This window comes from Streptomyces sp. NBC_01341, from assembly GCF_035946055.1.
GTDB lineage: Bacteria > Actinomycetota > Actinomycetes > Streptomycetales > Streptomycetaceae > Streptomyces.
The window spans coordinates 2,383,876-2,408,348 of the sequence record NZ_CP108364.1 but is presented as its reverse complement, the minus strand read 5'-3'; the positions used below and the strand labels follow the sequence as shown (position 1 = coordinate 2,408,348).

The 24,473-nt window shown below is 70.5% G+C and carries 18 protein-coding genes and 3 pseudogenes; 8 read left to right on the top strand and 13 right to left on the bottom strand.

Annotated features, from left to right (window positions below; translation table 11 throughout):
• Positions 1-25: 25 nt before the first annotated feature.
• A complete protein-coding gene (gene pta, locus OG206_RS10145) occupies positions 26-2,110 on the bottom strand; it encodes a phosphate acetyltransferase (RefSeq protein WP_327114489.1) in 2,085 nt (694 codons plus the stop codon).
• A 240-nt stretch (positions 2,111-2,350) separates the two neighbouring features.
• Between pta and OG206_RS10140 the strand changes: the two genes are divergently transcribed.
• Positions 2,351-3,376, top strand: coding sequence for an ATP-dependent 6-phosphofructokinase (locus OG206_RS10140; protein WP_327114487.1), 1,026 nt, complete (start codon positions 2,351-2,353; stop codon positions 3,374-3,376).
• A 110-nt stretch (positions 3,377-3,486) separates the two neighbouring features.
• Here OG206_RS10140 and OG206_RS10135 read toward each other — a convergent pair whose 3' ends face one another.
• The 3 genes from OG206_RS10135 to OG206_RS10125 all read right to left on the bottom strand — a co-directional run bounded on the left by OG206_RS10135 (position 3,487) and on the right by OG206_RS10125 (position 6,604).
• Positions 3,487-4,110 (bottom strand): helix-turn-helix domain-containing protein, encoded by a 624-nt coding sequence (locus tag OG206_RS10135; protein ID WP_327122227.1) that lies wholly within the window; start codon positions 4,108-4,110, stop codon positions 3,487-3,489.
• A 164-nt stretch (positions 4,111-4,274) separates the two neighbouring features.
• Positions 4,275-4,949, bottom strand: coding sequence for a response regulator (locus tag OG206_RS10130; protein ID WP_327114485.1), 675 nt, complete (start codon positions 4,947-4,949; stop codon positions 4,275-4,277).
• A complete protein-coding gene (locus OG206_RS10125) occupies positions 4,946-6,604 on the bottom strand; it encodes a sensor histidine kinase (protein ID WP_327114483.1) in 1,659 nt (552 codons plus the stop codon). The genes OG206_RS10130 and OG206_RS10125 overlap by 4 nt, the downstream gene beginning before the upstream one ends.
• A gap of 154 nt (positions 6,605-6,758) precedes the next feature.
• Between OG206_RS10125 and OG206_RS10120 the strand changes: the two genes are divergently transcribed.
• Both OG206_RS10120 and OG206_RS10115 read left to right on the top strand, forming a co-directional pair.
• The gene (locus OG206_RS10120; protein WP_327114481.1) at positions 6,759-8,126 is read left to right on the top strand and encodes a cation:dicarboxylate symporter family transporter; all 1,368 of its coding nucleotides are present in this window, start codon (positions 6,759-6,761) and stop codon (positions 8,124-8,126) included.
• A 213-nt stretch (positions 8,127-8,339) separates the two neighbouring features.
• Positions 8,340-9,572: a hypothetical protein gene (locus OG206_RS10115; protein WP_327114479.1), complete on the top strand. Its 1,233-nt coding sequence runs from the start codon at positions 8,340-8,342 to the stop codon at positions 9,570-9,572.
• 7 nt (positions 9,573-9,579) lie between these two features.
• Here the strand turns inward: OG206_RS10115 and OG206_RS10110 are convergent, their stop codons facing one another.
• Positions 9,580-11,052 (bottom strand): glycoside hydrolase family 16 protein, encoded by a 1,473-nt coding sequence (locus OG206_RS10110; RefSeq protein ID WP_327114477.1) that lies wholly within the window; start codon positions 11,050-11,052, stop codon positions 9,580-9,582.
• Between the two features lie 118 nt (positions 11,053-11,170).
• Here OG206_RS10110 and OG206_RS10105 point away from each other — a divergent pair.
• A pseudogene (locus tag OG206_RS10105) lies at positions 11,171-11,564 on the top strand (IS701 family transposase); the annotation flags it as partial.
• 234 nt (positions 11,565-11,798) lie between these two features.
• Here OG206_RS10105 and OG206_RS10100 read toward each other — a convergent pair.
• The 5 genes and pseudogenes from OG206_RS10100 to OG206_RS10080 all read right to left on the bottom strand — a co-directional run bounded on the left by OG206_RS10100 (position 11,799) and on the right by OG206_RS10080 (position 16,818).
• Complete coding sequence (locus OG206_RS10100) at positions 11,799-12,191, bottom strand: carboxymuconolactone decarboxylase family protein (protein WP_327114475.1); 393 nt, start codon at positions 12,189-12,191, stop codon at positions 11,799-11,801.
• 344 nt (positions 12,192-12,535) lie between these two features.
• Positions 12,536-12,979, bottom strand: a pseudogene (locus OG206_RS10095) (MFS transporter); the annotation flags it as partial.
• A 320-nt stretch (positions 12,980-13,299) separates the two neighbouring features.
• A complete protein-coding gene (locus OG206_RS10090) occupies positions 13,300-14,751 on the bottom strand; it encodes an aldehyde dehydrogenase (protein WP_327114473.1) in 1,452 nt (483 codons plus the stop codon).
• Between the two features lie 225 nt (positions 14,752-14,976).
• On the bottom strand, positions 14,977-15,861 hold the full coding sequence (locus OG206_RS10085) for an SDR family NAD(P)-dependent oxidoreductase (RefSeq protein WP_327114471.1): 885 nt from the start codon (positions 15,859-15,861) through the stop codon (positions 14,977-14,979).
• A gap of 117 nt (positions 15,862-15,978) precedes the next feature.
• Positions 15,979-16,818, bottom strand: a complete 840-nt coding sequence (locus tag OG206_RS10080) for an oxidoreductase (protein WP_327114469.1) — start codon at positions 16,816-16,818, stop codon at positions 15,979-15,981.
• 167 nt (positions 16,819-16,985) lie between these two features.
• On the opposite strand from OG206_RS10080, the gene OG206_RS10075 reads away from it, so the two are divergent.
• Positions 16,986-17,531, top strand: coding sequence for a TetR/AcrR family transcriptional regulator (locus tag OG206_RS10075; RefSeq protein WP_327114467.1), 546 nt, complete (start codon positions 16,986-16,988; stop codon positions 17,529-17,531).
• A 168-nt stretch (positions 17,532-17,699) separates the two neighbouring features.
• On the top strand, positions 17,700-18,479 hold the full coding sequence (locus OG206_RS10070) for an SDR family NAD(P)-dependent oxidoreductase (protein ID WP_327114465.1): 780 nt from the start codon (positions 17,700-17,702) through the stop codon (positions 18,477-18,479).
• A 503-nt stretch (positions 18,480-18,982) separates the two neighbouring features.
• Here the strand turns inward: OG206_RS10070 and OG206_RS10065 are convergent.
• Positions 18,983-19,375: pseudogene (locus tag OG206_RS10065) on the bottom strand (FdhF/YdeP family oxidoreductase); the annotation flags it as partial.
• A gap of 269 nt (positions 19,376-19,644) precedes the next feature.
• Between OG206_RS10065 and OG206_RS10060 the strand changes: the two are divergent.
• Both OG206_RS10060 and trxA read left to right on the top strand, forming a co-directional pair.
• Positions 19,645-20,061 (top strand): MerR family transcriptional regulator, encoded by a 417-nt coding sequence (locus OG206_RS10060; protein WP_327114463.1) that lies wholly within the window; start codon positions 19,645-19,647, stop codon positions 20,059-20,061.
• Positions 20,058-20,402, top strand: coding sequence for a thioredoxin (gene trxA / locus OG206_RS10055; RefSeq protein WP_327114461.1), 345 nt, complete (start codon positions 20,058-20,060; stop codon positions 20,400-20,402). The genes OG206_RS10060 and trxA overlap by 4 nt, the downstream gene beginning before the upstream one ends.
• A gap of 78 nt (positions 20,403-20,480) precedes the next feature.
• On the opposite strand, the gene glgB is transcribed toward trxA, so the two are convergent.
• The gene (glgB, locus tag OG206_RS10050; RefSeq protein ID WP_327114459.1) at positions 20,481-22,886 is read right to left on the bottom strand and encodes a 1,4-alpha-glucan branching enzyme; all 2,406 of its coding nucleotides are present in this window, start codon (positions 22,884-22,886) and stop codon (positions 20,481-20,483) included.
• Between the two features lie 64 nt (positions 22,887-22,950).
• On the bottom strand, positions 22,951-24,390 hold the full coding sequence (locus OG206_RS10045; RefSeq protein ID WP_327114457.1) for a maltokinase N-terminal cap-like domain-containing protein: 1,440 nt from the start codon (positions 24,388-24,390) through the stop codon (positions 22,951-22,953).
• Between the last annotated feature and the right edge of the window lie 83 nt (positions 24,391-24,473).

The following is a 24,473-nucleotide window of genomic DNA, read 5'->3' as shown; positions in this document are numbered from 1 at the left end:
CTGGTCGGGTCGGTGGTCACGGCCGTCATTCGCTGTCCTCGGCCCGCGCCTGGGCCTGGATCGCCGTGATGGCCACCGTGTTGACGATGTCCTGGACCAGAGCCCCGCGCGAGAGGTCGTTGACCGGCTTGCGCAGCCCCTGCAGGACCGGGCCGACCGCGACCGCGCCCGCCGAGCGCTGGACCGCCTTGTAGGTGTTGTTGCCGGTGTTGAGGTCCGGGAAGATCAGCACGGTCGCCCGGCCCGCCACCTCCGACGCCGGCAGCTTGGTCGCGGCGACGGACGGCTCGACCGCCGCGTCGTACTGGATCGGGCCCTCGATCCTCAGGTCCGGCCGTGAGGCGCGTACCCGCTCGGTGGCCTCGCGCACCTTGTCCACGTCGGCGCCCGTGCCCGAGGTGCCGGTCGAGTAGGACAGCATCGCGATCCTCGGCTCCACCCCGAAGCGGGACGCGGTGACGGCCGACTGGACCGCGATGTCGGCGAGCTGCGCCGCGTCCGGGTCCGGGTTGACGGCACAGTCGCCGTACACCAGCACCTTGTCGGCGAGGCACATGAAGAAGACGGAGGAGACGATCGAGGCTTCCGGCTTGGTCTTGATGATCTCGAACGCCGGCCGGATCGTCGCCGCCGTGGAGTGAACCGACCCGGAGACCATCCCGTCGGCCAGGCCCTCCTGGACCATCAGGGTGCCGAAGTAGTTGACGTCGGAGACCACGTCGTACGCCAGTTCCACCGTCACCCCGCGGTGCGCGCGCAGCTCGGCGTACCGCTCGGCGAAGCCCTGGCGAAGCTCGGAGGTCTGCGGGTCGACGACGTGGCTGCCCGCGAGGTCCACGCCCAGGTCGGCGGCCTTCCTGCGGATGGTCTCCACGTCGCCGAGCAGCGTCAGATCGCAGACGTCACGGCGCAGCAGCACGTCGGCGGCGCGCAGGATGCGCTCCTCGGTGCCCTCGGGCAGTACGACGCGCCGCCGGTCGGCGCGGGCCTGTTCCAGCAGTTCGTGCTCGAACATCATCGGGGTGACCCGGCCGCTGCGGGCCACCGAGATGCGGTCGAGCAGGGCGGCGGTGTCCACGTGGCGCTCGAAGAGGCCGAGCGCGGTCTCGGCCTTGCGGGGCGTCGCCGCGTTCAGCTTCCCTTCCAGGGCGAAGAGTTCACCGGCCGTGGGGAAGGAGCCGCCCGCCACCGCCACGACCGGGGTGCCCGGTGCGAGGCGGGCCGCGAGCCGGAGGATCTCCTCGCCGGGACGCTCGTCCAGGGTCAGCAGTACGCCCGCGATGGGCGGGGTGCCCGCGCTGTGCGCGGCGAGCGACCCGACGACCAGGTCGGCGCGGTCGCCCGGGGTCACCACCATGCAGCCCGGGGTCAGCGCCTTCAGGAAGTTGGGCAGCATCGCCCCGCCGAAGACGAAGTCCAGCGCGTCCCTGGCCAGTCCCGCGTCGTCACCGAGCAGGACCGTGCCGCCCAGGGCAGCGGTGATCTGGGCGACGGTGGGCGCGGAGAGCGCCGGGTCGTCGGGCAGCACCGAGCAGGGGACCGGCAGCTGGGTGCGCAGCAGCTCGGCGATGTCCTCCCGGTCCTCGGACGCCACCCTGTTCACGATCATGGCGAGGACGTCGCAGCCGAGGCCGGTGTACGCGCGGTAGGCGTTGCGTGTCTCGGCCCGCACGGACTCGGCGTCCTGGTCCTGGCCGCCGACGACCGCGATCACCGAGGCGCCGAACTCGTTGGCCAGCCGGGCGTTCAGCGCCAGCTCGTCCGGGAGCTGGGTGGCGGCGAAGTCGCTGCCGAGCACCAGCACGACCTCGTAGTCGCGTGCCACCCGGTGGAAACGGTCCACCAGCAGGGAGACCAGTTCGTCGGTCCCCTTCTCCGCCTGTATGGCCGAGGCCGCGTGATAGTCCAGCCCGAACACGGTGTCCGGGCTCTGGGAGAGCCGGTAGCGGGCCCGCAGCAGCTCGAAGAGCCGGTCGGGTCCGTCGTGCAGGAGTGGCCGGAAGACGCCGACGCGGTCCACCTGACGCGTCAGGAGCTCCATGACTCCCAGATCGACGACCTGGCGGCCGTCCCCCCGGTCGATCCCGGTCACGTACACGCTGCGCGTCACGCGTGCTCTCCCGTCCTGTTTGGCTGGCATTGCCCTTTTGACGATACCCACCGGATCAGGCGGGACGCCCTCCGGCGGGTACCCGCTCCGGGCCCTCCCGGGCACCGGAAGGACCCGCACCGGCGAAGCCGGAAGCACGTGGCCAGGGCCCGGCGTGGGACAATCGTCGTGGCTCACGGTACGGGGGTTTTCGAGGGGTCCCTGGAATGCATGCCACTAGCGAGCAGGAGACAGAGCACGATGCGCATCGGAATTCTCACCGCAGGCGGCGACTGCCCAGGCCTCAACGCCGTGATCCGGTCGGTCGTGCATCGTGCCGTGGTGGGGCACGGCGATGAGGTCATCGGCTTCGAGGACGGTTTCAAGGGGCTGCTCGACGGCCACTTCCGGCCCCTCGACCTGAACGCGGTCAGCGGCATCCTGGCGCGTGGCGGCACCATCCTCGGCTCGGCACGGCTGGAGCGCGACCGGCTGCGCGAGGCGGCGGAGAACTGCGCGGAGCTCTCGCTCCGTTACGGCATCGACGCCCTGATCCCCATCGGCGGCGAGGGCACGCTGACCGCCGCGCGGATGCTGTCCGAGGCGGGCATGCCCGTCGTCGGCGTCCCCAAGACCATCGACAACGACATCTCGGCCACCGACCGGACCTTCGGCTTCGACACCGCCGTGGGCGTCGCGACCGATGCCATAGACCGTCTCAAGACCACCGCCGAGTCGCACCAGCGCGTCATGGTGGTCGAGGTCATGGGCCGCCACGCGGGCTGGATCGCGCTGGAGTCCGGGATGGCCGGCGGTGCCCACGGCATCTGCCTGCCGGAGCGGCCCTTCCAGGTCGACGACCTGGTGAAGATGGTCGAGGAGCGCTTCTCCCGGGGCAAGAAGTTCGCCGTCATCTGTGTCGCCGAGGGCGCGCACCCCGCGGAGGGCTCCATGCCGTACACCAAGGGCGAGATCGACCAGTTCGGCCACGAGCGCTTCCAGGGCATCGGCAACCGCCTCGCCGCCGAGCTGGAGCTGCGCCTGGGCAAGGAGGCCCGGCCGGTCATCCTCGGGCACGTGCAGCGCGGCGGCACGCCGACGGCGTACGACCGCGTGCTGGCGACCCGCTTCGGCTGGAACGCGGTGGAGGCCGTGCACCGCGGGGACTTCGGCCGGATGACCTCGCTGCGCGGGACCGACATCGTGATGGCGCCCCTGGCGGACGCCGTGACCCGGCTGAAGACGGTCCCGAGCGACCGGATGTACGAGGCCGAGTCGGTCTTCTGATCCCTCCGCCGGGCTCGCGTCCGGCGCCCGCACGGCCTCGGTCTCCCTCTGGAGCGCCGGGGCCGTCGCCGCGGGACGGAGCCGCGCCCACCCGGGCGGGGCCACGGGGCTCAGATGCCCGCGGTCCGCCAGAACTCCTCGACGACCCGGCCGATGAACTCCCGTCCCGCGTCGCCCGCTGTGCCGGCCCGGTCCCGGTTCGTGGTGTTCCAGCTGAGTGTCGAGACCATCAACGCCTGGTAGTCGGCGTGCAGTTGTTCCAGCACGTCCTGCACCAGGATCCGGTCCAGCGGGACGAGTTTGTCCACCGGCCGTACGTAGGCCTGCCAGCGGGTCGTCACCGCCCTGGTCAGCAGGTCGGCGAGCTCCTCGTTGCGGCCGGTCGCGGTCAGGAACTGCGCGGCCGACATGTCCAGCGCCTCGCAGAGGGCCACCGCCTGGCGCTCGTTGCCCCTCCAGCGGCCCGACTCCTCGATCCGCGTGTACGCGCCCCCGGTCATCCCGAGCGACCGGGCCAGGTCCTCCACGGAGAGGTCGCGCGCGATCCTGTGCTCGCGCAGCGTGCTCGCGGCGGCCAGCAGATCACCCGGGGCGCACCACAGCACACCGGCCAGTGCCATCAGTTCGCGTTCGCCGGGCAGGGCCGTACCCCGCTCCCAGGCCATCACGGTTTCCGCCGTGATCAGCAGCCCGTACTGGGCTCCGAGACCGTACGCAACATGTCCTGGAGCCATTCCCAGTGCCTCGCGGAGTCGGCGGGCGGCGGGGGCGTTGAAGGGTGGAGTGGGGTGCACGGCCCCACCGTATGAGGCCGGGATCGGCCTGGCTACAGGCTGTTCTTATCAGTTCACCCTTCGTATGATCCTCCTAGCGCGTCGGCGGAGGGCTGCCGGGCTCATCAGCGGGTTTCGGCCACCCAGTGGTAATGCAGTTCGGGACGGCCCACCTGGCCGTAGCTCGGGCGCCGTTCGGCCCGTCCGGCGGTCACCAGGTGCTCCAGATAGCGGCGGGCGGTGATCCGCGAGATGCCCAGTTCCTCCCCGGTGGCCGCTGCCGTCGCCCCCTCCGGGGACTCCCGCAGGGCCCGGGTCACGGCCCGCAGGGTCGGCCCGCTCAGGCCCTTGGGCAGCGTCGCGGGGTCCGCGACCCGCAGCGCGCCCAGAGCCCGGTCCACCTCCTCCTGGCCGCTCGCCTCACCGGCCGCCGCCCGGAACTCGGCGTACCGCACGAGCCGGTCCCGGAGCGTGGGATAGGTGAAGGGCTTCAGCACGTACTGCACGACGCCCAGCGACACCCCCTCCCGCACCACCGCCAGGTCGCGCGCCGACGTCACCGCGATGACGTCCGCACCGTGCCCCGCCGCCCGCAGCGAGCGCAGCAGCTGCAGGCCGTGCCCGTCCGGCAGGTAGAGGTCCAGCAGGAGCAGATCCACCTCCGTGCGGTCCAGCGCCCGTACGGCCTCCGCCCGGGAGTGGGCGACGGCCGCCACCTCGAAGCCCGGCACCCGGCCCACGTACAGCTGATGGGCGTCGGCGGCCACCGGGTCGTCCTCCACGACCAGCACCCGGATCATGCCGTGACCACCTTCGCCCCCGCGGCGCGGCCGGTGAGCGGCAGCCGCACCGTGAACTCCGCGCCGCCGTCCGGCGCCCTGCCCAGCGTGACCGTCCCGCCGTTGCGGTGGACCGCCTGCCGCACGAGCGCCAGGCCCAGCCCGCGCCCCGTACCGTGTGTCGTCCAGCCGCGACGGAACACCTCGTCCGCGTCGTCCGGGCCGATCCCGCCGCCGGTGTCCGCGACGCGCAGCAGCAGTTCGCCCGCCTCGGTGAGCGCGGTCACGGTGACCAGGGCCCGCACCGGACCGGTGCGCTGCGCGGGTACGGGGCCGCCCCCGCCCGTCGCCGTCTCGGACGCGGCGTCCACCGCGTTGTCGATCAGGTTGCCGAGGATCGTCACCAGATCCCGCGGTGCCAGCGAACGCGGGAGCGCCCCGTCGTCGATCAGGCTGTCCTCGGCGAGGGCCAGCTCCACGCCGCGTTCATGGGCCTGCGCCGCCTTGCCGAGCAGCAGCGCGGCCAGCACCGGCTCGGCGACCGCCCCCACCACCCGGTCGGTGAGGACCTGCGCGAGCTCCAGCTCGGCCGTCGCGAACTCCACGGCCTCGTCGACCCGGCCCAGCTCGATCAGCGACACCACGGTGTGCAGCCGGTTCGCGGCCTCGTGCGCCTGCGAGCGCAGCGCCTGCGTGAAGCCGCGCTCGGAGTCGAGCTCGCCCGACAGCGCCTGCAACTCCGTGTGGTCCCGCAGGGTCACGACCGTGCCGCGCCGCTCACCGCCGACCACCGGGCTCGTGTTGACCACGATCACGCGGTCCGCCGTCAGGTGGACCTCGTCCACCCGCGGCTCGGACGCGAGGAGCGCCCCGGTGAGCGGGGCGGGCAGCGCGAGTTCGTCGACCCGGCGGCCGACCGCGCCCGGCGCCAGCCCCAGCAGCTCCCGGCCCGCGTCGTTGATCAGGGCGACCCTGCGCCGGCCGTCCAGCATCAGCAGCCCCTCGCGCACGGCGTGCAGGGTGGCCTCGTGATACGTGTGCATCCGGCTCAGCTCCCGGGCGTTCATCCCGTGCGTGTGCCGCCGCAGCCTCGCGTTGATCACGTACGTCCCGAGCCCGCCGAGCGCGAGTGCGGCGCCCGCGGCGGTCCCGAGGGCGCCCAGCTGCTCCCGCACCTGGGTCGACACCCGCTCGACCGTGATGCCCGCGCTGACGAGCCCGACGATCCTGTCGCCGTCGCGGATCGGCGTGACGACCCGTATCGAGGGCCCGAGCGTGCCGGTGTAGGTCTCCTCGAAGGTCTCGCCGGCGAGGGCGCGCTCGGTGTGCCCGATGAACCTCCGGCCGATCTGGGAGGGGTCGGGGTGGGTCCAGCGGACGCCGTCCGGATCCATGATCGTGACGAACGCGATCCCGGTGTCAGCCCGCACCCGCTCCGCGTAGGGCTGGAGTACGGCGGACGGGTCCGGGGTACGGATCGCCTCCCGTACGGAGGGTGATCCGGCCATCGCGAGGGCGGCCGCACGCACCTGGCGGGCCGCGGTCTCCTCGGCCTGCGACCGGCCCGAGGCATAGGCGAAGAAGGCGCACCCGGCGACGACCGCCGCCACGAGCAGGGCCTGCATCGCGAACAGCTGACCGGCCAGGCTGCGGGGCAGGGTACGGGGCAGACGCATGCCCCACAGTCTGCCTGGCGCCGGGCACCGGCCCAAGGTGGCCGATAAACGTCCGTGAACGATATGAACACAAGGGTGACGGGCGTCACAGGGAAGTGAATAGTCACCGGGGCCCCCAGGGACGGGGAGCCACCGCATACCCGAGGAGACCCCCGTGGCAGAGAAAGCCGCACGACGGGACCGTACGCACTACCTGTACCTGGCCGTGATCGCCGCCGTGGTGCTGGGCATCACCGTGGGCCTGGTGGCGCCGGACTTCGCCGTGGAGCTCAAGCCCATCGGTACCGGCTTCGTCGCCCTCATCAAGATGATGATCTCGCCGATCATCTTCTGCACGATCGTGCTGGGGGTCGGCTCCGTACGGAAGGCCGCCAAGGTCGGCGCGGTCGGCGGGCTCGCCCTCGGATACTTCCTCGTGATGTCGACGGTCGCCCTGGCCATCGGCCTCGTCGTGGGCAACATCCTGGAGCCCGGCTCCACCCTGCACCTCACCGACGCTGCACGGGCCGCGGGCGAGAAGCAGGCCTCGGGCGCAAGCGAGTCCACCGTGGACTTCCTGCTCGGGATCATCCCCACCACCATGGTCTCCGCCTTCACCGAGGGCGAGGTCCTGCAGACGCTGCTCATCGCGCTGCTCGCGGGCTTCGCGCTGCAGGCGATGGGGTCGGCCGGCGAGCCGGTCCTGCGCGGCATCGGCCACATCCAGCGCCTGGTCTTCCGCATCCTTGCGATGATCATGTGGGCGGCGCCGGTCGGAGCGTTCGGTGCCATGGCCGCGGTCGTCGGCGAGACCGGCGTGGACGCCCTGAAGTCCCTCGCCATCATCATGGTCGGCTTCTACGTCACCTGCGCCCTGTTCGTGTTCGTGATCCTGGGCACGATCCTGCGGGTGGTGGCCGGCATCAACATCCTGTCGCTGCTGAAGTACCTCGGGCGCGAGTTCCTGCTGATCCTGTCCACGTCGTCGTCCGAGTCGGCGCTGCCGCGGCTCATCGCGAAGATGGAGCACATGGGCGTCAGCAAGCCCGTCGTCGGCATCACCGTGCCGACCGGCTACAGCTTCAACCTCGACGGCACCGCCATCTACCTCACCATGGCCTCGCTCTTCATCGCCAACGCCACGGGCGACCCGCTGAGCATCGGCGAGCAGATCTCGCTCCTCGTCTTCATGGTGATCGCCTCCAAGGGCGCCGCGGGCGTCACCGGCGCCGGCCTCGCCACCCTCGCGGGCGGCCTGCAGTCGCACCGCCCCGAACTGGTCGACGGGGTCGGCCTGATCGTCGGCATCGACCGCTTCATGAGCGAGGCCCGCGCCCTGACGAACTTCGCGGGCAACGCGGTGGCGACGGTGCTGGTGGGCACCTGGACCAAGGAGATCGACCGGGAGCGGGTGGACCGGGTCCTCTCCGGCGTCCTCCCGTTCGACGAGCAGACGATGACGGACGACGCCCACAGCGGCGAGCCGCACGTCCCGGACGCCAGGGGCGGGGACGAGGAGAAGCCCTCGCTCGTCAAGGCCTAGGTGTTCTGTCCGAGGAGGCCTGGGCGCGACGGTGCGGCCGGCACGGGTATCCCGTGCCGGCCGCACCGCCATGCCCTGGCATGTCCGGCCGCCCTGTCACCGATGTCCGGTAATCGGAGAGCGTGATCATTCCGTGCTGGCGCCGGGCGTCCGCAGCGATCACGATCAGACTTTCCGGCCAGGCGCGAACAATGCCCTGACCAGGCGCAAGGGGTGGGCACACTGAATACCGCACGACACCGGAGAGCCGCAGCCGCGCTGCTGCTCCCGGTCATCATCGGCATGGCCGGATGCGCCGCCGAGGACAAGGCCCCGGCGGGGGAAGCGGTCTACGGAAGGCCGCTCGCCGAGCAGTTCCAGGCGGCGACCGACGCCACCCGCGACGCGGGCACCGCCGTCTTCAGCTCGACGCTGACCTACGGGGCGGCCGGCGGCGACGCGGTGGACCGCACGCGGGGCAGCCTGGACTACGCGCGCGGTACGTCCTTCGCGAAGCTCGGCCTCGACGCCGACCGGCACTTCCCGGCCGGGCTCCGGGAGCGGCTCGGTGCGGCGGACCCGAAGGGCGGGCGGGTGCTCGCTACATCCGGTGAGGACGTCTACGTTCGGCACGGAGCCTCCTCCTGGCTGAAGTTCACACCCCGCGCCGTCAACGAACTCGGTGAGTCCACCGGCGTGATCGCGGCGCACGCCGCGGGCGACGCGGCCCCGTACAGCGGCACCCTCGCGGATCTCGTGCCGCGCCTGATCCCGCGGGAGAAGCCCGTACGCAAGGCCGACGGCAGCCGGGTGTACGCGGTGACCGCTCTCCCCGAGGTCGCGTCCGAACTGCTGCCCCGCGACCTGCAGAGCCTCCAGGGCGACTGGGGCCTCGACCCGGTCGACGTCACGGTGCGCCTCGACGCCGACGGGCGGCTGTCCTCGGCCACCGCCGACCTCGGGCCCGTGCTGGACCGGCTCCACGAGCAGCGGGAACTCCTCGGTGTGAAGCGGTTGCGCGCGGCCTTCGCGCTCAGCGCCTTCGGTGAGCCGGTGAAGGGCAAGGGGCCTTCCGGCGGCAAGGGCGCCGAGGACGCCGCCGAGGTGCTGGCCCCGGTCGCCGGCCTCGCGGACGGGCGGTGTGCCACCACGGGTGACACGGGGCTCGGTGCGGCGGAGGTCGTGCGGCCCGTGGACTGCGCGAAGCCGCACGACCTGAGGGTGCTCGGCCACGTGAAGGTGGACCGGACCCTCCCCGGCGACCCCGATGTCCGGGGAGGCGACGGATATGCCAGGACCGCGTGCGAACGCGTCTACGCCGCCGCGCCGAAGGACTGGCGGCGCGGCGGCGCTTACGCGGACGGGTTCAGCGTCATGGGGGACTCCGAGGTGACCCTGACGGTCGGCCAGGGAGGAACGGAGACCACCGTGACGGGTGCCTACACCTGCTATCTGCAAAGGTCCTGACGAATCATCAGCCGTACGGGATGTGGACGACCGACTGGTTGCCGGTCCCCACGGTGCTCGTGCCGTTGCCGATGGCGTTCCAGACCTCGACCTTCACCGTCCCGTTGGACAGGTTGCCGTGGCTTCCGGTCGAGGACTTGAGCCCCTTGGACTGGGTGTAGTGCTCGTACCCGCTGACGGGATCGGTGGCGAAGTAGTTGTACGTCTCCGTGCGGTCCCAGGTCCCGTCGCCGGTACGGTCGTAACTGATGCGCACCTGCACCCCGTTGGCGACGGTGGTGCCCGAATCGGCGAAGACGTCGAACTGGGTGGAGCCGCCGTCGTACGCCCGCGTGACGCCGGTGGCCGTGAACGTCTGCGGGCTGTGCGGGGTGCCGTCGTAGTTGCCGCCACCCGCGGAGGCGACCGTCACGGACGAGGCGGAGGACTGGGCCGCGCCGAGGCCGCCGCCGGTGCGCAGGGCGAGGGTGGAGGAACCGGTCGGCGGGTCGGTGGGGGGATCGGTGGGCGGGTCGGTGGTCCCGCCGCCGCCCTTGGTCCAGACACCGACGTAGTCGACCAGCATGGGCCGGCCCGGCACCGTCTCGGCGGTCGGGGTGGAGCCGCCGAGCGCGTTCGGGAACGCCCCGCCGATCGCGAGGTTCAGGAGGAGGAAGTACCCGGCGTGGTCCGTCATGTTCGCCCACGTCGCGGCGTCCAGTTGGCTCTGCGTGATGCTGTGGAAGAGCTGGCCGTCGACGTACCAGCGCAGCGCGTTGGGGGTGACAGCGCGGTCCCACTCGAAGCGGTAGGTGTGGAACGCGGACTGGCAGCTCGCACCCGGGCAGGTCCGGTTGCTGGCGAGGCCCGTGGTCTCGTTGCAGGGGCCGCCCGGGTTGACCCCGCAGTGCAGCACGCCCCAGACGGAGTTGATGCCGTTGACGTTCTCCATGATGTCGAACTCGCCGATGCCCGGCCAGTTCCAGTAGTTGCCCCGGTAGGGCGAGCCGAGGGCCCAGAAGGCGGGCCAGTAACCCAGGGCGGCGTTGCCGGTGACGTTCGGCATCTGGACGCGGCCCTCGATGCGCAGGGTGCCGCCGGCCGGCGCCTTGAAGTCGGCCCGCTTGGTCTCGATCCGGCCCGAGGTCCAGTTGCCGGCGCCGTCGCGCAGCGGCGTGATGCGGAGGTTGCCGTTGCCGTCGAGGCTGACGTTGTCGGGGCTGGCGGTGTAGTTCTGGATCTCTCCGGTGCCCCAGTTGCCGGGACCGCCGGGGTAGCCGTGGCCCGTGTCGATCTGCCAGTTCGCCGACGACGGCAGGCTGCGGTTCGCGCCGTTGAAGTCGTCGCTCCACTTCAGGTCCCAGCCGGGTGTGGTCGGCACGTCGCCGCGGGCGGACCCGGAGCCGGCGACGGTGATCACTCCGGCGAGGGTGAGTGCCAGGGCGGTGAGGAGGGCGAGGAGGGATGTGCGTCTGTGGGGGACGGTGCGGCTCGTACGCAAGTGAACCTCCGGTGGGGACGTGCCGGGAAGGATTCTGAGAGCGCTCTCAGTGTTATGTAGATGCACCTGGGCCGACCGTCAATGGCCCCGGCCGCTCTACTTCCCGAAGGCTGCCCCGTCGCCCGGCGAATTCGCCTTCTGCCGCTGCTACTCGGCCGCCCAGGTTCTGTTGTCCAACCCTGGTGCGGGTCGCCGGACGCAGATGGACCGCCGAGGAAGCCCAGCCCGGCAAGGTGCTGGCCGGGCTGGACGAACACCAGGTGAGGCGGCTGGACGTCCTGGTACTACTGGGTCACCCTCGCGATGCTGGCCCGTGCCTTCCTCACCGTCGTCCGTACGGACGAACACACCCGTCATCCGAAGCCAGACGGACTGATACCGCTCACCTGCAACGAGACCAAGCGCCTCTTCATCGCTCTCGTCGTCCACCTCTTCCACGGCGCGGCCAACCGGCCGACTGGTCCCACGGGCGACGCCGCCACCAGACCCGACCCATGGCTGCCACTACCCACCCTCATATCTGTCGCGCCCCTGTGATCTCGGACGACTTTGACGAGCGCTTCGAGTACGGCATGAACGCCCTGCGGAAGGCTTTGGTGCCTGAAACCTGCTCCCGTCGGTTCAAGTGTCGGCAGCCCGAGTTCCACACCGGATACGGCCGATGCCCCTCCCGGCCCTTCATCTCCTCCGCCGTCACATGCCCGTGACGGGTGCAGTTCGAGCCTGCGCCAGGCACAACGCATGCATCAGACGCCGCTGGAGGACGTGCCCTCAGCGAAGACGGCAACGGCGATCTGGTAGGTCTCGAACGCGCGAGCTACACCCGCGTAGACCGCAACGTGGATGAACAGGTCAACGACCTCGTCCTGGGTGACACCGTTGTTGAGCGCGATGCGCAGCTGCCCGCGCAGCGGTTCGAATGCGCCCAGTGTGGCGGTGATGGCGACTGAAACCAGAGACCGGTCGTGCTTCGAGAGTGCGGTACGGGTCCAGGAGTCTCCGAAGGCGTGGACCGTCGCGACCTTTCGGAAGTCAGCCCCGGATGGAGGCTCGCTGGGGCTCAGCGGGAGTTCCAGGCGCTGTCCGAGGAGTTCACTTGCGGTGTCCAGAGCCCGTTCGTAGGCCGCGTCCAAGTCCATGTCCACTCCTCGTCGGTAGGTCGGTTCAAGCAGGACAGGTGACCCCGGAACCCATCTCACGGGGTCCGTTCCCGGCTCAGCGCCGTGGCTTGGTCGACCCCGATCCCCCGTCACCGAGAGGCCGCAGCAGTTCGCACTTCGCCGCACCCTTTCTCGTTACCACGCCCCATTCACACGCAATCCTGCCTGTCGACCGCGTGAGCCCTCCGGGCTAGGGGATGAACGGAAACGTGTACGAGACCGGCTCTCCCCGAAGCCGGGAGCCCGGCGGAACTAGCGCGCTATACGGGACCGAGTTGCCCGGTCGGCGGCCGTCACCAAGGGGACCGGTTGGAGCGGCGAATGACGGGGATCCAGAACAGCCAGTGGTAGTCGATGATCGGGCCTGCAGCAACCGTACCGAGGCCGCCGCCGGCGGCGATCACGGCAGACAGGTTGCTGATGCTGCTGCTGGCCTTGTCGCGCGCGAACTCTGGTCGCGGATGATGCCGGACGGCAACGGGAAGAGGGCTCCGCCGGCACCCTGGATCATCCGGGCGATGATCAGGACACCGATGTCCGGTGCGAGGGTGGCGAGCAGGCAGCCCGCAAGGACGGTCACCAGGACGGCGACCATGGTCCGCTTCTTGCCCCGAGCAGGTCGCCGGCGCTGCCAAGATCGGCGTGAACACCTAGGCGGACAGCAGGAAGGCGGTCATCACTCAGGTCGCGGTGGACCGGGAAGTGTGCAGTGCGTGCTGGACCGTCGGCAGAGCCGGTGCAATCAGTGACTGAAGCATCGAGAACACGCCGGCACCGGTCGCGAGGACCGCGAAGGTGAGTCGGTTGGAGAACGGGGCATGGAGCGACTCTCCGGGGCGGGTGCGGGCGGGCCGGGTCCGTCCTACGGGCGCGTTTCTGACGCAGGCAGGTAGGACGGCGGCGGTATGGCCCGCGTTGCGGGTACTTGGGGAGGAGACCCACGGCGGGCTCATGCCGGCCACCGGTCTCGGCCACTGGGTGCAGTAGTGGTGCAGGCGGGGGCACGGGCTGGGGGAGAGGCCGGTTGGACCGGCGCTGAGGTGGGACGGGCCCTGTGTGCTTGAGGGCCCGTCCCGATGGAGCGTGACTACCGGGTGCGGGTGATCGACTTGTGCTCGACGTAGCCGGTCAGGCCGACCTTGCCGTACTCACGGCCGAGACCGCTCGCCTTGTATCCGCCGAAGGGGCCGTCGAAGCTGATGGGCGATCCGTTCAGCGTGACGGTGCCGGTGCGCAGGCGTCGGGCGACGTCCAGGGCACGGTCGGCATCCGACGCCCATATGCCGCCGGACAGACCGTACTCGGAGTCGTTGGCGATGCGGACAGCGTCGTCCTCGTCGTCGTAGGCGATGACGACCAGAACCGGGCCGAAGATCTCCTCCTGTGCTATGCGCATGCTGTTGTCGACGTCGGCGAAGACGGTCGGGGTGACGTAGTTGCCCTTTTCGAGCCCCTCGGGGACCTGCGGTCCGCCGGTCACCAGCCGCGCGCCGTCCTCGATGCCGATGTTGATGTAGTCGATGACACGCTGCTGCTGGTCGCGGCGGATCATCGGGCCGATGAAGGTGTCGGGTGCGGCGGGGTCGCCGACCTTCAGTGACTCGACCATGTCCTTGACGGCTGCCACGACCTCTTCGTAGCGGCTGCGCGGGGCCAGGATGCGGGTCTGCAGGATGCATGCCTCACCGTTGTTACCGAGCGAGCCGAATCGCAGACCCTGCATCGCGGCGGTGAGGTCCGCGTCGTCCAGGATCAGGGCAGCGGACTTGCCGCCCAGTTCCAGGCCTACGCGCTTGAGCTGCTCACCTGCGATGGACGCGATTCGCCGGCCGGCTCGCGTCGAGCCGGTGAAGGAGATCTTGTCCACCCCGGCGTGCGAGACGAGGTACTCACTGGTCTCACGGTCCGCCGGAAGGACGCTGAGCACACCCTGGGGCAGGCCGGCTTCGTGCCAGAGGTCCGCCAGCAAGGCCATGCTCAGCGAGTTCTCCGGGGAGACCTTCAGCACGACGGTGTTGCCGGCCAGGAGAGCCGGGATCAGCTTGGCAGTGGCCGCGGAGAAAGGCGAGTTCCAGGGGATCACTGCGGCAACCACGCCGATCGCCTCGCGGCGCACGATGGTGTCGAAGGCCACCGACGGGTCGGAGGGTGCGACGACCTCTTCCCAGCCGAACTCCTCGGCCGCCTTGAGGTAGGCATTGACCTGGCGGGTCAGGAAGGGCTGCCCGACCTTGGTGAACCAGCCGGCGGAACCGTTTTCCGCAGAGATGGCCGCAGCGATTTCGTCTGCGCGGGCGGTACGCAGGGCGTCGTAGCGGCGGACGACCTCCTGGCGTTCCTCCGGCGTGGTGTGGGGCCACGGGCCGTGGTCGAAGGCGGCGCGGGCCGCGGCCACAGCCTTGTCAACGTCGGCCGGTGCGGCCTGCGCCACACGGCCGAGGACCGATTGGTCGTGGGGGGAGAGGATGTCGAGGGTCAAGCCTGGGTCACTGGGAGCGATCCAGGAACCACCGATGTACAGGTTGTTACGCACAGTCATGTCTGTCGTTCCTTCGCGTGCATAGGGGGAAGAGGTGGGGAGATCAGGGCGTAGGCGCGCTGATGGGTCCCGATCGGGTCTTGTGCGACGTGCTGCGGAGGCAAGCCGGACTGGCTCGCGAGCCTGCGATAACGGCGCGCCGAAGGTCGCAGCGGTGGTGGTGCCAGCCGTTCTGCGGGAGCGAATGCTGCTGGGCGGCACGCCTGGCTGGCAGTCCAGCTGTGGTCAGTTCCTCGTGGGCGGGCGGACCATTCGGGCGACTGCTGAGTCGGCGAAGTCTCCGAGTCCGTCGCGGTCGGTGGAGGCGCTGACCTCGCGCCAGGCGGCGTCCTCGGCGGCGCGTGCCTCGGCGATCTGCGGGGCGAGCCAGGCAGCGTCGGAGCCCAGCAGCAGCCGCATCGGAGGTGCCGGCTCCTCGGTGAGGCGCAGGATCACGGCGGCCATCTTGACCGGGTCGCCACGCTGCACGTCGGGGTTGTTGTTGTACGTGCGGGCGAAGACGCCGACCGTTTCCTCGTACTCCTCGTGGATGTCCGGCACAGGCATGGGGGCTGCTGCCCAGGGGGTTCGGATGCCGCCCGGTTCCAGGAGTGTGACGCGGATCCCGATGGGGGCGACCTCACGCGCGAGGATCTCGGTAAAACCGCCCAGTGCCCACTTCGATGACTGGTAGGCGCCTAGACCGGGCTGGTTGCGGCGGCCGCCGATGGTGGAGAGGTTGATGATGCTGCCCGAACGACGCGGGCGCATCACCGGAAGTACGGCGCGCACCGTGTTGACGGCGCCGAAGAAGTTGACGTTCACGTCGCTGTGAAACGCGTCCTCGGACATGTCCTCGATGGAGCCGACGCTTCGGGCGCCGGCGCTGTTCACGAGGACGTCGATGGCTCCGAACTCGGCAACCGCGTGGGCGACGGCGCCACGGGCGGAGGCCGGATCGGTCACGTCCATGGCGCGTATGCGCAGTCGCTCGCGGTGCTCGTCGGGGACGGGCACCGCGTCGGGTGACAGGTCAGTTGCCATCACGTTGTGGCCGGCGGCGAGCGCCGCCTCGACGATGCGGCCTCCTAGGCCCCCCGCGGCACCGGCTATCAGAAAGGTCTTGCTCACTGCTTCTCACCTCTGCAGGAATCGGTGGTCTGCTCGACGGGGCGGACTGTCGCTGGGGTCGATGCGGCGGGCACGGCGCGGGTTTCGACCGGCGCGCGCCCTTTGCCCGCGGCGCTCTCAGGCGGAGGGGTAGTCCGTGGAACGGCTGACCTCGGCCCACTTGTTGGCCTCGGCGAGGCGGCCTTCTTCCGAGGCGATGGCGATGCCAAGGGCGTCGCTGCCGAGCAGCAGGCGGCGCGGGGGCTCCTCGGCGTCCACGGCTCGGGTGATCGCGCGGGCCATGCGGTCAGGGTCACCGGGCTCGTTGCCGGCGTACTCCGCGAACCGGGCCAGCCACAGACCCACGGTCTCCTCGTAGTCAGGGGTGATGGGGCCCGAAGGCTCCGCCGCACCCGCGGCCCAGCCGGTACGGATGCCACCCGGCTCGACAATGGTGACCTTGATCCCGAACGGTGCCACCTCGTTCGCCAGGGCTTCGGAGAATCCCTCGACGGCGAACTTGGCGGTCTGGTAGGCGCTCAGTCCCGGCGTTCCGCCCACGCGTCCGCCGATGGAAGAGATCTGCACGATGTGTCCGGACCGCTGGCGGCGCATGACCGGCAGGACAGCCCTGGTCACGTTGACCACGCCGTACAGGTTGACGTCGATCTGCGCGCGGAACTCGTCCTCGGGGAAGTCCTCGATCGAGCCGCTGGTTGCGTAGCCGGAGTTGTTCACCACGACGTCCACGGAACCGAACCGGTCTACCGCAGTGGCAACAACGTCCCGGGACTGGGACGCGGAGGTGACGTCCAGCGCCACCGTCTGAAGGTGTTCGGGGTTCTCGGCCTTCAGAGAAGCCAGCGCCTCAGGCTTGCGGGAGGTCACCACGACGTTGTCGCCGGCCTCCAGGGCGGCGAGCACGAGAGCCTTGCCCAGGCCCTGCGAACCCCCAGTGATCAGCCAAGTCCGTGACATTGAGTGTTCCTCGTTTCGTCTCGTTCAGCACCCCGAGTGGCGCAGCAACTCAACCGTAGACGAAACGGACACAAATGCAACAGCAGAGATGCAGAACAGTAGCGTGTTGCATCTCACGCTGGGACGATATCGATTTAAGTGACCCGAAGGGATAGGCTCGCCGGACCATGAGAGCTGACGCCGCACGCAATCTGACTGCGGTCCTCCATGCCGGAGCTCGGCTCCTGGCCGAGGACCCGGGCACCTCCATGTCGGCCATCGCCGCCGCCGCCGGAGTCGACCGAACCACCGTCCACCGACGCTTCGCGAACCGTGAAGCCCTGCTCAGCGCCGTCTTCCAGGCCAAGCTCGATTCCTCCGAGCGTGTCCTGGACGAGGCCCGCCTGGTGGAGGCCCCCCTGCCGGTCGCCCTCCACCGCTACCTGGAGGGGATCATCCCCGTCAGTCGCGAATGGCCTCTCGACACTCGCCGCTTGATGCAGAACGATCCCTCTGCCCGTAACCGTCGGCAGGAGCAGAGCGCACGCCTCGACTCCTTCATCCGCCGCGCGCTGGACGAGGGATACCTGCGCGCCGACGTCGACGCGGTCTGGGCGCGGAGCGTTCTCGACCAGCTCGTCGACACTGTCGCCCACCGGTTCCCCGACCTGGACCCTCCGCAGGCGGCGGACCTCGTCGCCTCCACACTCCTGAACGGCCTAGGCGCGGCCTGACCCCCTGCCCCTGAGCGGAACGAAGACGCCTCGCCACATCAGGCCGAAACATACTTTTGCCGGACCGCCAGGCGTGAACCGCATGCCTGGCGCGTCCCTGCGCAGACCCCGCAATCGCAGACGGGGGTTGCGGCTCACGCACCCATGCACACGAAGGGAAGGACCGTTGTGGACCTCGAACTCACAGGCCGCCGGGCTCTTGTGACGGGCTCCAGTTCCGGCCTCGGCGTCGCGATCGCGCGGCTACTGGCAGCTGAGGGCGCGGACGTTGTTGTGCACGGACGGGACGAAACCCGAGCACACGCAGTAGCACAGGACATCGGCGCGGTCGCGGCGGTAATCGGTGACCTCGCGACAGAGGACGGAGCCGACACCGTGGCCGATCGCGCCGGCGACATCGACATCCTGGTCAACAATGCCGGAGCATACGATCACGCAGGCTGGGACTCAGCCGACGCCGCCACCTGGACACATACCTACGAGGTGAACGTCGTTTCAGGCGTACGTATGATCCAGCGACTGGTGCCGGGCATGCGGGCCAAGGGCTGGGGGCGCGTCATCCAGATCGGCGGCGGACTCGCCTCACAGCCCATGGCCGCGCAGCCCCACTACAACGCCACGCTCGCTGCGCGTCACAACCTTGCCGTCTCCCTGGCTCGTGAGCTGAAGGGAACTGGAGTGACCTCGAACATCGTCTCACCAGGAGCCATCATGGTGGACGCCGTCCGGGACATGCTTACAGAAATGGCCCCCGAACGCGGCTGGGGTGATACCTGGGAAGAGATCGAACGCAACGCTGCCGACAGCTACGTGCCCAACGACACACACCGCTTCGGCCGACCCGACGAGGTCGCCGGCGCAGTCGCCTACCTCAGTAGTCCCTACGCCGACTATGTCAGCGGCGCGACCATCCGCGTCGACGGCGGCACCATCCGCTCCGTCATGTGACGTCGAGAGCCGCACGGGTCCCGTGATGCCTCAAATTCTGCACAGCGCTGTTTTCGTCCCACCACTTGGCATATCGGCTTCAGGGACGAACAGCAGGTGGAGCCATCGCAACCCGCGACGATCCTACGGATGTCCCCCGGCATCAGCCCATCTGCCCGATTACTCTCTGTCCTGTGGTCGTCTCGGTCACCGCATGCCTGAGCGCCGTGTCGATCGGTTTCGCGCTGGGGCAACGAGCCCTGGGCGATGGGGGTCGGCCGCCTGCCGGCGCCTTGCTCGGCCGGACGGCTGCGCCGTCGCTGAGTCAAGGACAGAAACACGACGCTACTGCTGCGATTTCCCACTGGCGCCTGACGTAGAACTGCTCAGCGGTAGTGGTCGGTTCGGCATTCGAAGGCGGCGAGTGTCAGCGCTTTCATCGCTGCTTGGGCGCGTTCCTCGTCCACAGCATCCACGATGCCTGCCCCGCCGTCGGATCACAACGTTGCGCGTCACGGTCGCCAGATTGTGCCGAGCGCCAGGGTGCCGGGCGCGGGGACCACGTCGGGCAGGGGCGCGGTGGAGAACTCGGCCTGGCCGCTCGAGGGTGAGGAAGACCAGTTCGCGGGCGGGCTGTTTGATGCGGAAGCCGAGCGGCAGACGCACGCGGCGGTTGAAGTCCTCGAAGCCGTCGAGGGTCTGCGCCATCGTGTCGCGGATGCGGTCGTAGTCCTCGACGGATGTGCTCTGGATGCCGCCGCGCTGGTGGTCCTTCTCGATCCGGCCGTGGCACGGCAGGGTGACGCGCGCCGTTCGTGCACGAGGTGGCTGAGGTTGAGCTTGGTGCTCACCTGGACGGTGAGGTCGCACCGACGGAGTGCGGCGTAGGGGTAGGGGGTGTCGGGCGCAGCTAGGGCCGACCGGTCCTCCTCGCCGCAGTGGCGCGGGCAGCCGCGACACCGCTGCGCCGTACGGACCGCGCGGACACAGCCCTGCAGGTGCTCGAGGAAGCACACGATGAGCTGAACGCCGGCCCCCGGCCGTCCGTGAGCGTCCTGGACGTGTCCGGCATGGTGGCATTGACCGCCGCGTACACCGCTGCCCAGGCCCGCATGCCCTCCGAGGCCGAGCAGTTCGCCCCTTCGGCTCTTGCCTTGACGCCGACGTCAAGGATTACGGTCGCGGTATGCGAATCGGGGAACTGGCCGAACGCGCCGGGACGACGACACGGACGCTGCGGTACTACGAGTCACGCGGCCTGCTGCACGCGCGCCGCGCCGAGAACGGCTACCGCACGTACGACGAGGGCGATCTGCGTCTGATCGAGCAGATCCGGACCCTGCAGGACTTCGGGTTCGACCTGGAGGAGACCCGCCCCTTCGTCGACTGCCTGCGCGCCGGTCACCCGGCGGGCGACGCGTGCCCCGCGTCTCTGGCGGTCTACCGGCGCAAGCTCGACGAACTGGACTCGCTCATCGACCAGTTGAAGTCCATTCGTGCGGAGGTGGGTGCCCAGCTCACCCGTGCCGAACTGGAGGCCTCCGCCGGTCTGCCGGGCGGCCCCGAACCACGATGCGAACTGAGCCGGGAGGACGAGGGATGATCCACGCAGAGGGTGTCGCCGAGGTCACGGACGCGACGTTCGGCGCCGAGGTACTGGAGGCGGGCCTGCCGGTCCTGGTCGAGTTCACGGCGGACTGGTGCGGCCCCTGCCGCCAACTGGCGCCGGTGCTCAGCGCTGTCGCCCGGGAGGAGTCGGACCGCCTCAAGGTCGTCCAGATCGACGTGGACCACAACCCCGGGACCGCGAGCCGCTACGCCGTGCTGTCGATGCCGACACTGATGGTCTTCCAGGGCGGCGAACCGGTGAAGTCGATGGTCGGCGCCAGGCCGAAGCGCCGCCTGCTCCAGGAGTTGGAGGACGTGCTCCCGGCGGCGGTCTGACCGGGCGGGCGCGTTCCGCCGCACGGGACGGCGAGGGGGCGGCGCCCCGGGAAACCGCGCGCCGTCCCCTCGCGGACCTCAGGCCGGCCGCAGCCAGACCGTCGCCAGCGGCGGGAGCGTCAGCGTGATGCTGGTGTCCCGGCCGTGCGCCGGCACCGCCTCCGGCTTCAGCGGCTCCTCGTTGCGCACGTCGCTCCCGCCGTAGCGGGCCGCGTCCGTGTTGATGATCTCCACCCAGGCCTCCGGGCCGTCCGGGACGCCGATGCGGTAGTCGTGCCGCACCACCGGGGAGAAGTGGGAGACGGCGATCAGCGGCGAGCCGTCCGCGTCGTAGCGCACGAAGGAGAACGCGTTGTCCTCCGCCGCGCCGCCGTCGATCCAGGAGAAGCCCGCCGGGTCGGTGTCGCGCTGCCACAGCGCGGGCAGCGCGCCGTACACGGCGTTCAGGTCGCCGACGAGGGTGCGTACGCCGCGGTGGTCACCGGAGGCCTCGTAGGTCTCGTCGAGCAGCCACCAGTCGGGGCCGTGGCCCTCGGACCACTCCGCTCCCTGTGCGAACTCCTGTCCCATGAAGAGGAGTTGCTTACCGGGGTGCGCCCACATGAAGCCGAGGTAGGCGCGGTGGTTCGCCCGCTGCTGCCACCAGTCCCCGGGCATCTTGCTGACCAGCGCCTGCTTGCCGTGCACGACCTCGTCGTGCGAGATCGGCAGCACGTAGTTCTCGCTGTAGGCGTACACCATCGAGAACGTCATCTCGTTGTGGTGGTACTTGCGGTGCACCGGCTCCTTGGACACGTAGACCAGGGAGTCGTGCATCCAGCCCATGTTCCACTTGAGGCCGAAGCCGAGGCCGCCGTGGTCGGTGGCGCGGGTGACCCCCTCCCAGGCGGTCGACTCCTCGGCGATCGTGACGACGCCGGGGTTGCGGCGGTAGACCGTCGCGTTCATCTCCTGGAGGAAGGCCACAGCGTCCAGGTTCTCCCGGCCCCCGAACTCGTTCGGCGACCACTGGCCGTCCTCGCGGGAGTAGTCGAGGTAGAGCATCGAGGCCACCGCGTCCACGCGCAGGCCGTCGATGTGGAACTCCTCGCACCAGTACGTGGCGTTGGCGACCAGGAAGTTGCGGACCTCCGTCCGGCCGTAGTCGAACTCCAGGGTGCCCCAGTCGGGGTGCGCGGCCCGCCTCGGGTCGGAGTGCTCGTACAGTGGCCGCCCGTCGAACTCGGCGAGTGCCCAGTCGTCGCGCGGGAAGTGCGCCGGCACCCAGTCCATGAGGACCCCGATGCCCGCCGCGTGCAGCGCGTCGACGAGGAAGCGGAAGTCGTCGGGGGTGCCCATCCGGGACGTCGGGGCGAAGAAGCCGGTGACCTGGTAGCCCCACGAGCCGCCGAACGGGTGCTCCGACACCGGCATCAGCTCCACGTGCGTGAAGCCCAGCTCGCGGACGTACGCGGGTAGCTGTGAGGCGAGTTGCCGGTACGTCAGGCCCGGCCGCCACGACGGCAGGTGGACCTCGTACACGGAGAACGGCGCCTCGTGGACGGGGCGGTCGCCCCGGTGCGCCATCCAGTCGGCGTCCTGCCAGGCGTGGTGGGACGCCGTGACCACCGAGGCGGTGGCGGGAGGCACCTCGGTGTGCCGGGCCATCGGGTCGGCCCGCTGGGTGTGCGACCCGTCGGGCCGGCAGATGTCGTACTTGTAGGCCGAGCCCTCGCCCACACCCGGGAGGAACAGCTCCCAGATGCCGGTGGAGCCCAGCGAGCGCATGGGGAAGGCGGTGCCGTCCCAGTAGTTGAAGTCGCCCGTGACACGGACGCCCCGGGCGTTCGGCGCCCAGACCGTGAAGCGGGTGCCCATGACGCCCTGGTGCTCCATGGGCGTGGACCCGAGCGCCTTCCAGAGCTCCTCGTGCCGGCCCTCACCGATCAGGTGGAGGTCCAGTTCGCCGATGGCCGGCAGGAAGCGGTACGGGTCGTCCACCTCGATCGTGTTGTCGTCGTACGCGACCTGCAGGCTGTAGGCGTCGGGCACCGCCGGCATCGGGAGGATTCCGGAGAAGAAGCCGTCGCCGTCGCTCTGCAGCTCGGCACGCTTGCCCCCGGCCAGCACGGCCACGGAGCGGGCGAAGGGGCGCAGGGCCCGGAAGAGCACCCCGCCCGTGACCGGGTGCGCGCCCAGGACGCCGTGCGGGGCGTGGTGCTCACCGGCGAGCAGCCTGCCCCGGTCCGCGTCGTCCAGGACGGTGGCGGGCAGTACGTTTTTGCTGCCCCCGCCGCGGCGCGGACGCGGCGGGGTACCGGTGGCCGCAGTGGTCCGCTTGGCGCGGGCACGCTTGACCGGTGCCGGTGCCGCGGCGGTGGTCTCCGCGGCCGGGACGGGGGGCTCGGCCGGAGCGGCCGCCGTGACCTCGGTGGTCACCGGCTTTGCCGCGGGCGGGGCCTCGATGGGCTCGGGCGACTTGCGGGACGGCTTGCGGGCGGTCACAGAGACTGCCTCCTCGGAAGACTCGAAGGGGAGAACGGGGAAGGGGGGAACGGGGAAGGGGAGTTCACGCCGGCGCGGCGGCCAGGCGCTGGATGGCGGCCATCGGGACGGGCAGCCAGTCGGGACGGTGCCGGGCCTCGTAGAGCACCTCGTACACCGCCTTGTCGGTCTCGTGGGCGCGCAGCAGTTCCGGCTCGGCGCGCGGATCGGTGCCGGCCGCGCGGGCGTAGCCCTCGCAGTAGGCGGTACGGCAGCGGGCCGCCCACTCCGGGTTCCACGGGTGGTGGGAGCGGGCCGCGTAGTCGAAGGAGCGGAGCATTCCCGCGACGTCGCGCACCGTCGGCTGCGGGCTCCGGCGCTCGGGCAGCGGTCTGGCCGGCTCGCCCTCGAAGTCGATCAGTGACCAGAAACCGTCGTCGTCCCGCAGGGTCTGACCGAGGTGCAGATCGCCGTGGACCCGCTGGGCGGCCCAGCCGCGTCCCGTCTCCCCCAGCGCCGCGACCGCGTCGAACGCGGTCCGCAGGCCCGGTACGTACGGGACGAGCGCCGGCACCGCCTGCGCGGCGGCCTCCAGCCGCTCCACCATCCCGGCCACCAGGTGCCGGGTCCGGTCGTGTGCCAGCGGGGGTGTCGGCAGGGCGGCGGCGAGCGCCGTGTGGACCTCGGCGGTGGCCCGGCCGAGCGCGTGCGCCTCGGGCACGAAGTCACGTCCGGCCGCGAGGGCGGCGAGGGCGAGCTGCCATCCGTCCTGTGCGCCGCGCAGGAACGGCTGCAGTACCCCGAGCGTGAGCGGCTCCGGCCCGGTGGCCGCCTCGAACCAGGCGACCGGGGCCGGGACCCGGCCGCAGCCCTCGCGGCCGAGGGCGAGCGGCAGCTCCAGATCGGGGTTGATGCCCGGAAACACCCGGCGGAAGATCTTCAGGATGAGCGCGTCGCCGTACACCAGAGAGGAGTTGGACTGCTCGGTGTCCAGGACCCGCGGGGTGAGCCCCGCCGGGACCGGACCGGCCCGGTCGAAGTGGAGGGGGCCGAGGGATCCGGGGTTACGGAATCGTTCCAGCAGAAGGTCGGCGACGCGGGGGTCGTGCAGCCCTTCGTACAGGGTCCGCCCGGCCAGCGGTCCTTCGGTGACCTGGCCGATGCGTGCCGCGGCCAGCCGTTGCGGCAGAGCCGTGCGCACACCGAGCAGGAGCTGGTAGCAGTCGCCCTGCGACTGCGCGGGCCGTGCGCTCGGCTGGTGGACCCGGACGAGCAGGTGCAGCAGTCCGGGTCCCGTGCCCGCGGCGTCCAGCGGCAGTATCTCCGTCGCGGCCACCAGCGAGAACCCGGTGACGGGCTGTCCTTTGCCCGCGAACCACCGCTGCCGGGGCACCCACTCGTGGAGGAGTGGCGCGAGTGACGGCAGCAGGGCGGTCGTGCCCGTGCTCGCCGGGTGTCGTCTTGTCGTCTTTCTCGATGTTGTGCTCTTCGCCAGGGCGACTCGAGTGGATGCAGCCTCCGACATGGCATCGCGTCCTTTCCCCGGGCACACCACAGGATGCGAAGAGTGTCCCGGATTGCGGCAATGGCTGTCCGGCTGTGCGGGAC

What these genes read in the sequence shown, in the direction of transcription:
- OG206_RS10060 (WP_327114463.1), top strand. Translation starts at nt 19,645, where the DNA reads ATGCGAATCGGGGAACTGGCCGAACGCGCCGGGACGACGACACGGACG.
- OG206_RS10100 (WP_327114475.1), bottom strand. Translation starts at nt 12,191, where the DNA reads ATGGACTTGGACGCGGCCTACGAACGGGCTCTGGACACCGCAAGTGAA.
- OG206_RS10135 (WP_327122227.1), bottom strand. Translation starts at nt 4,110, where the DNA reads ATGGCTCCAGGACATGTTGCGTACGGTCTCGGAGCCCAGTACGGGCTG.
- OG206_RS10075 (WP_327114467.1), top strand. Translation starts at nt 16,986, where the DNA reads ATGAGAGCTGACGCCGCACGCAATCTGACTGCGGTCCTCCATGCCGGA.
- OG206_RS10080 (WP_327114469.1), bottom strand. Translation starts at nt 16,818, where the DNA reads ATGTCACGGACTTGGCTGATCACTGGGGGTTCGCAGGGCCTGGGCAAG.
- OG206_RS10045 (WP_327114457.1), bottom strand. Translation starts at nt 24,390, where the DNA reads ATGTCGGAGGCTGCATCCACTCGAGTCGCCCTGGCGAAGAGCACAACA.
- OG206_RS10140 (WP_327114487.1), top strand. Translation starts at nt 2,351, where the DNA reads ATGCGCATCGGAATTCTCACCGCAGGCGGCGACTGCCCAGGCCTCAAC.
- trxA (WP_327114461.1), top strand. Translation starts at nt 20,058, where the DNA reads ATGATCCACGCAGAGGGTGTCGCCGAGGTCACGGACGCGACGTTCGGC.
- OG206_RS10090 (WP_327114473.1), bottom strand. Translation starts at nt 14,751, where the DNA reads ATGACTGTGCGTAACAACCTGTACATCGGTGGTTCCTGGATCGCTCCC.
- OG206_RS10125 (WP_327114483.1), bottom strand. Translation starts at nt 6,604, where the DNA reads ATGCGTCTGCCCCGTACCCTGCCCCGCAGCCTGGCCGGTCAGCTGTTC.
- OG206_RS10130 (WP_327114485.1), bottom strand. Translation starts at nt 4,949, where the DNA reads ATGATCCGGGTGCTGGTCGTGGAGGACGACCCGGTGGCCGCCGACGCC.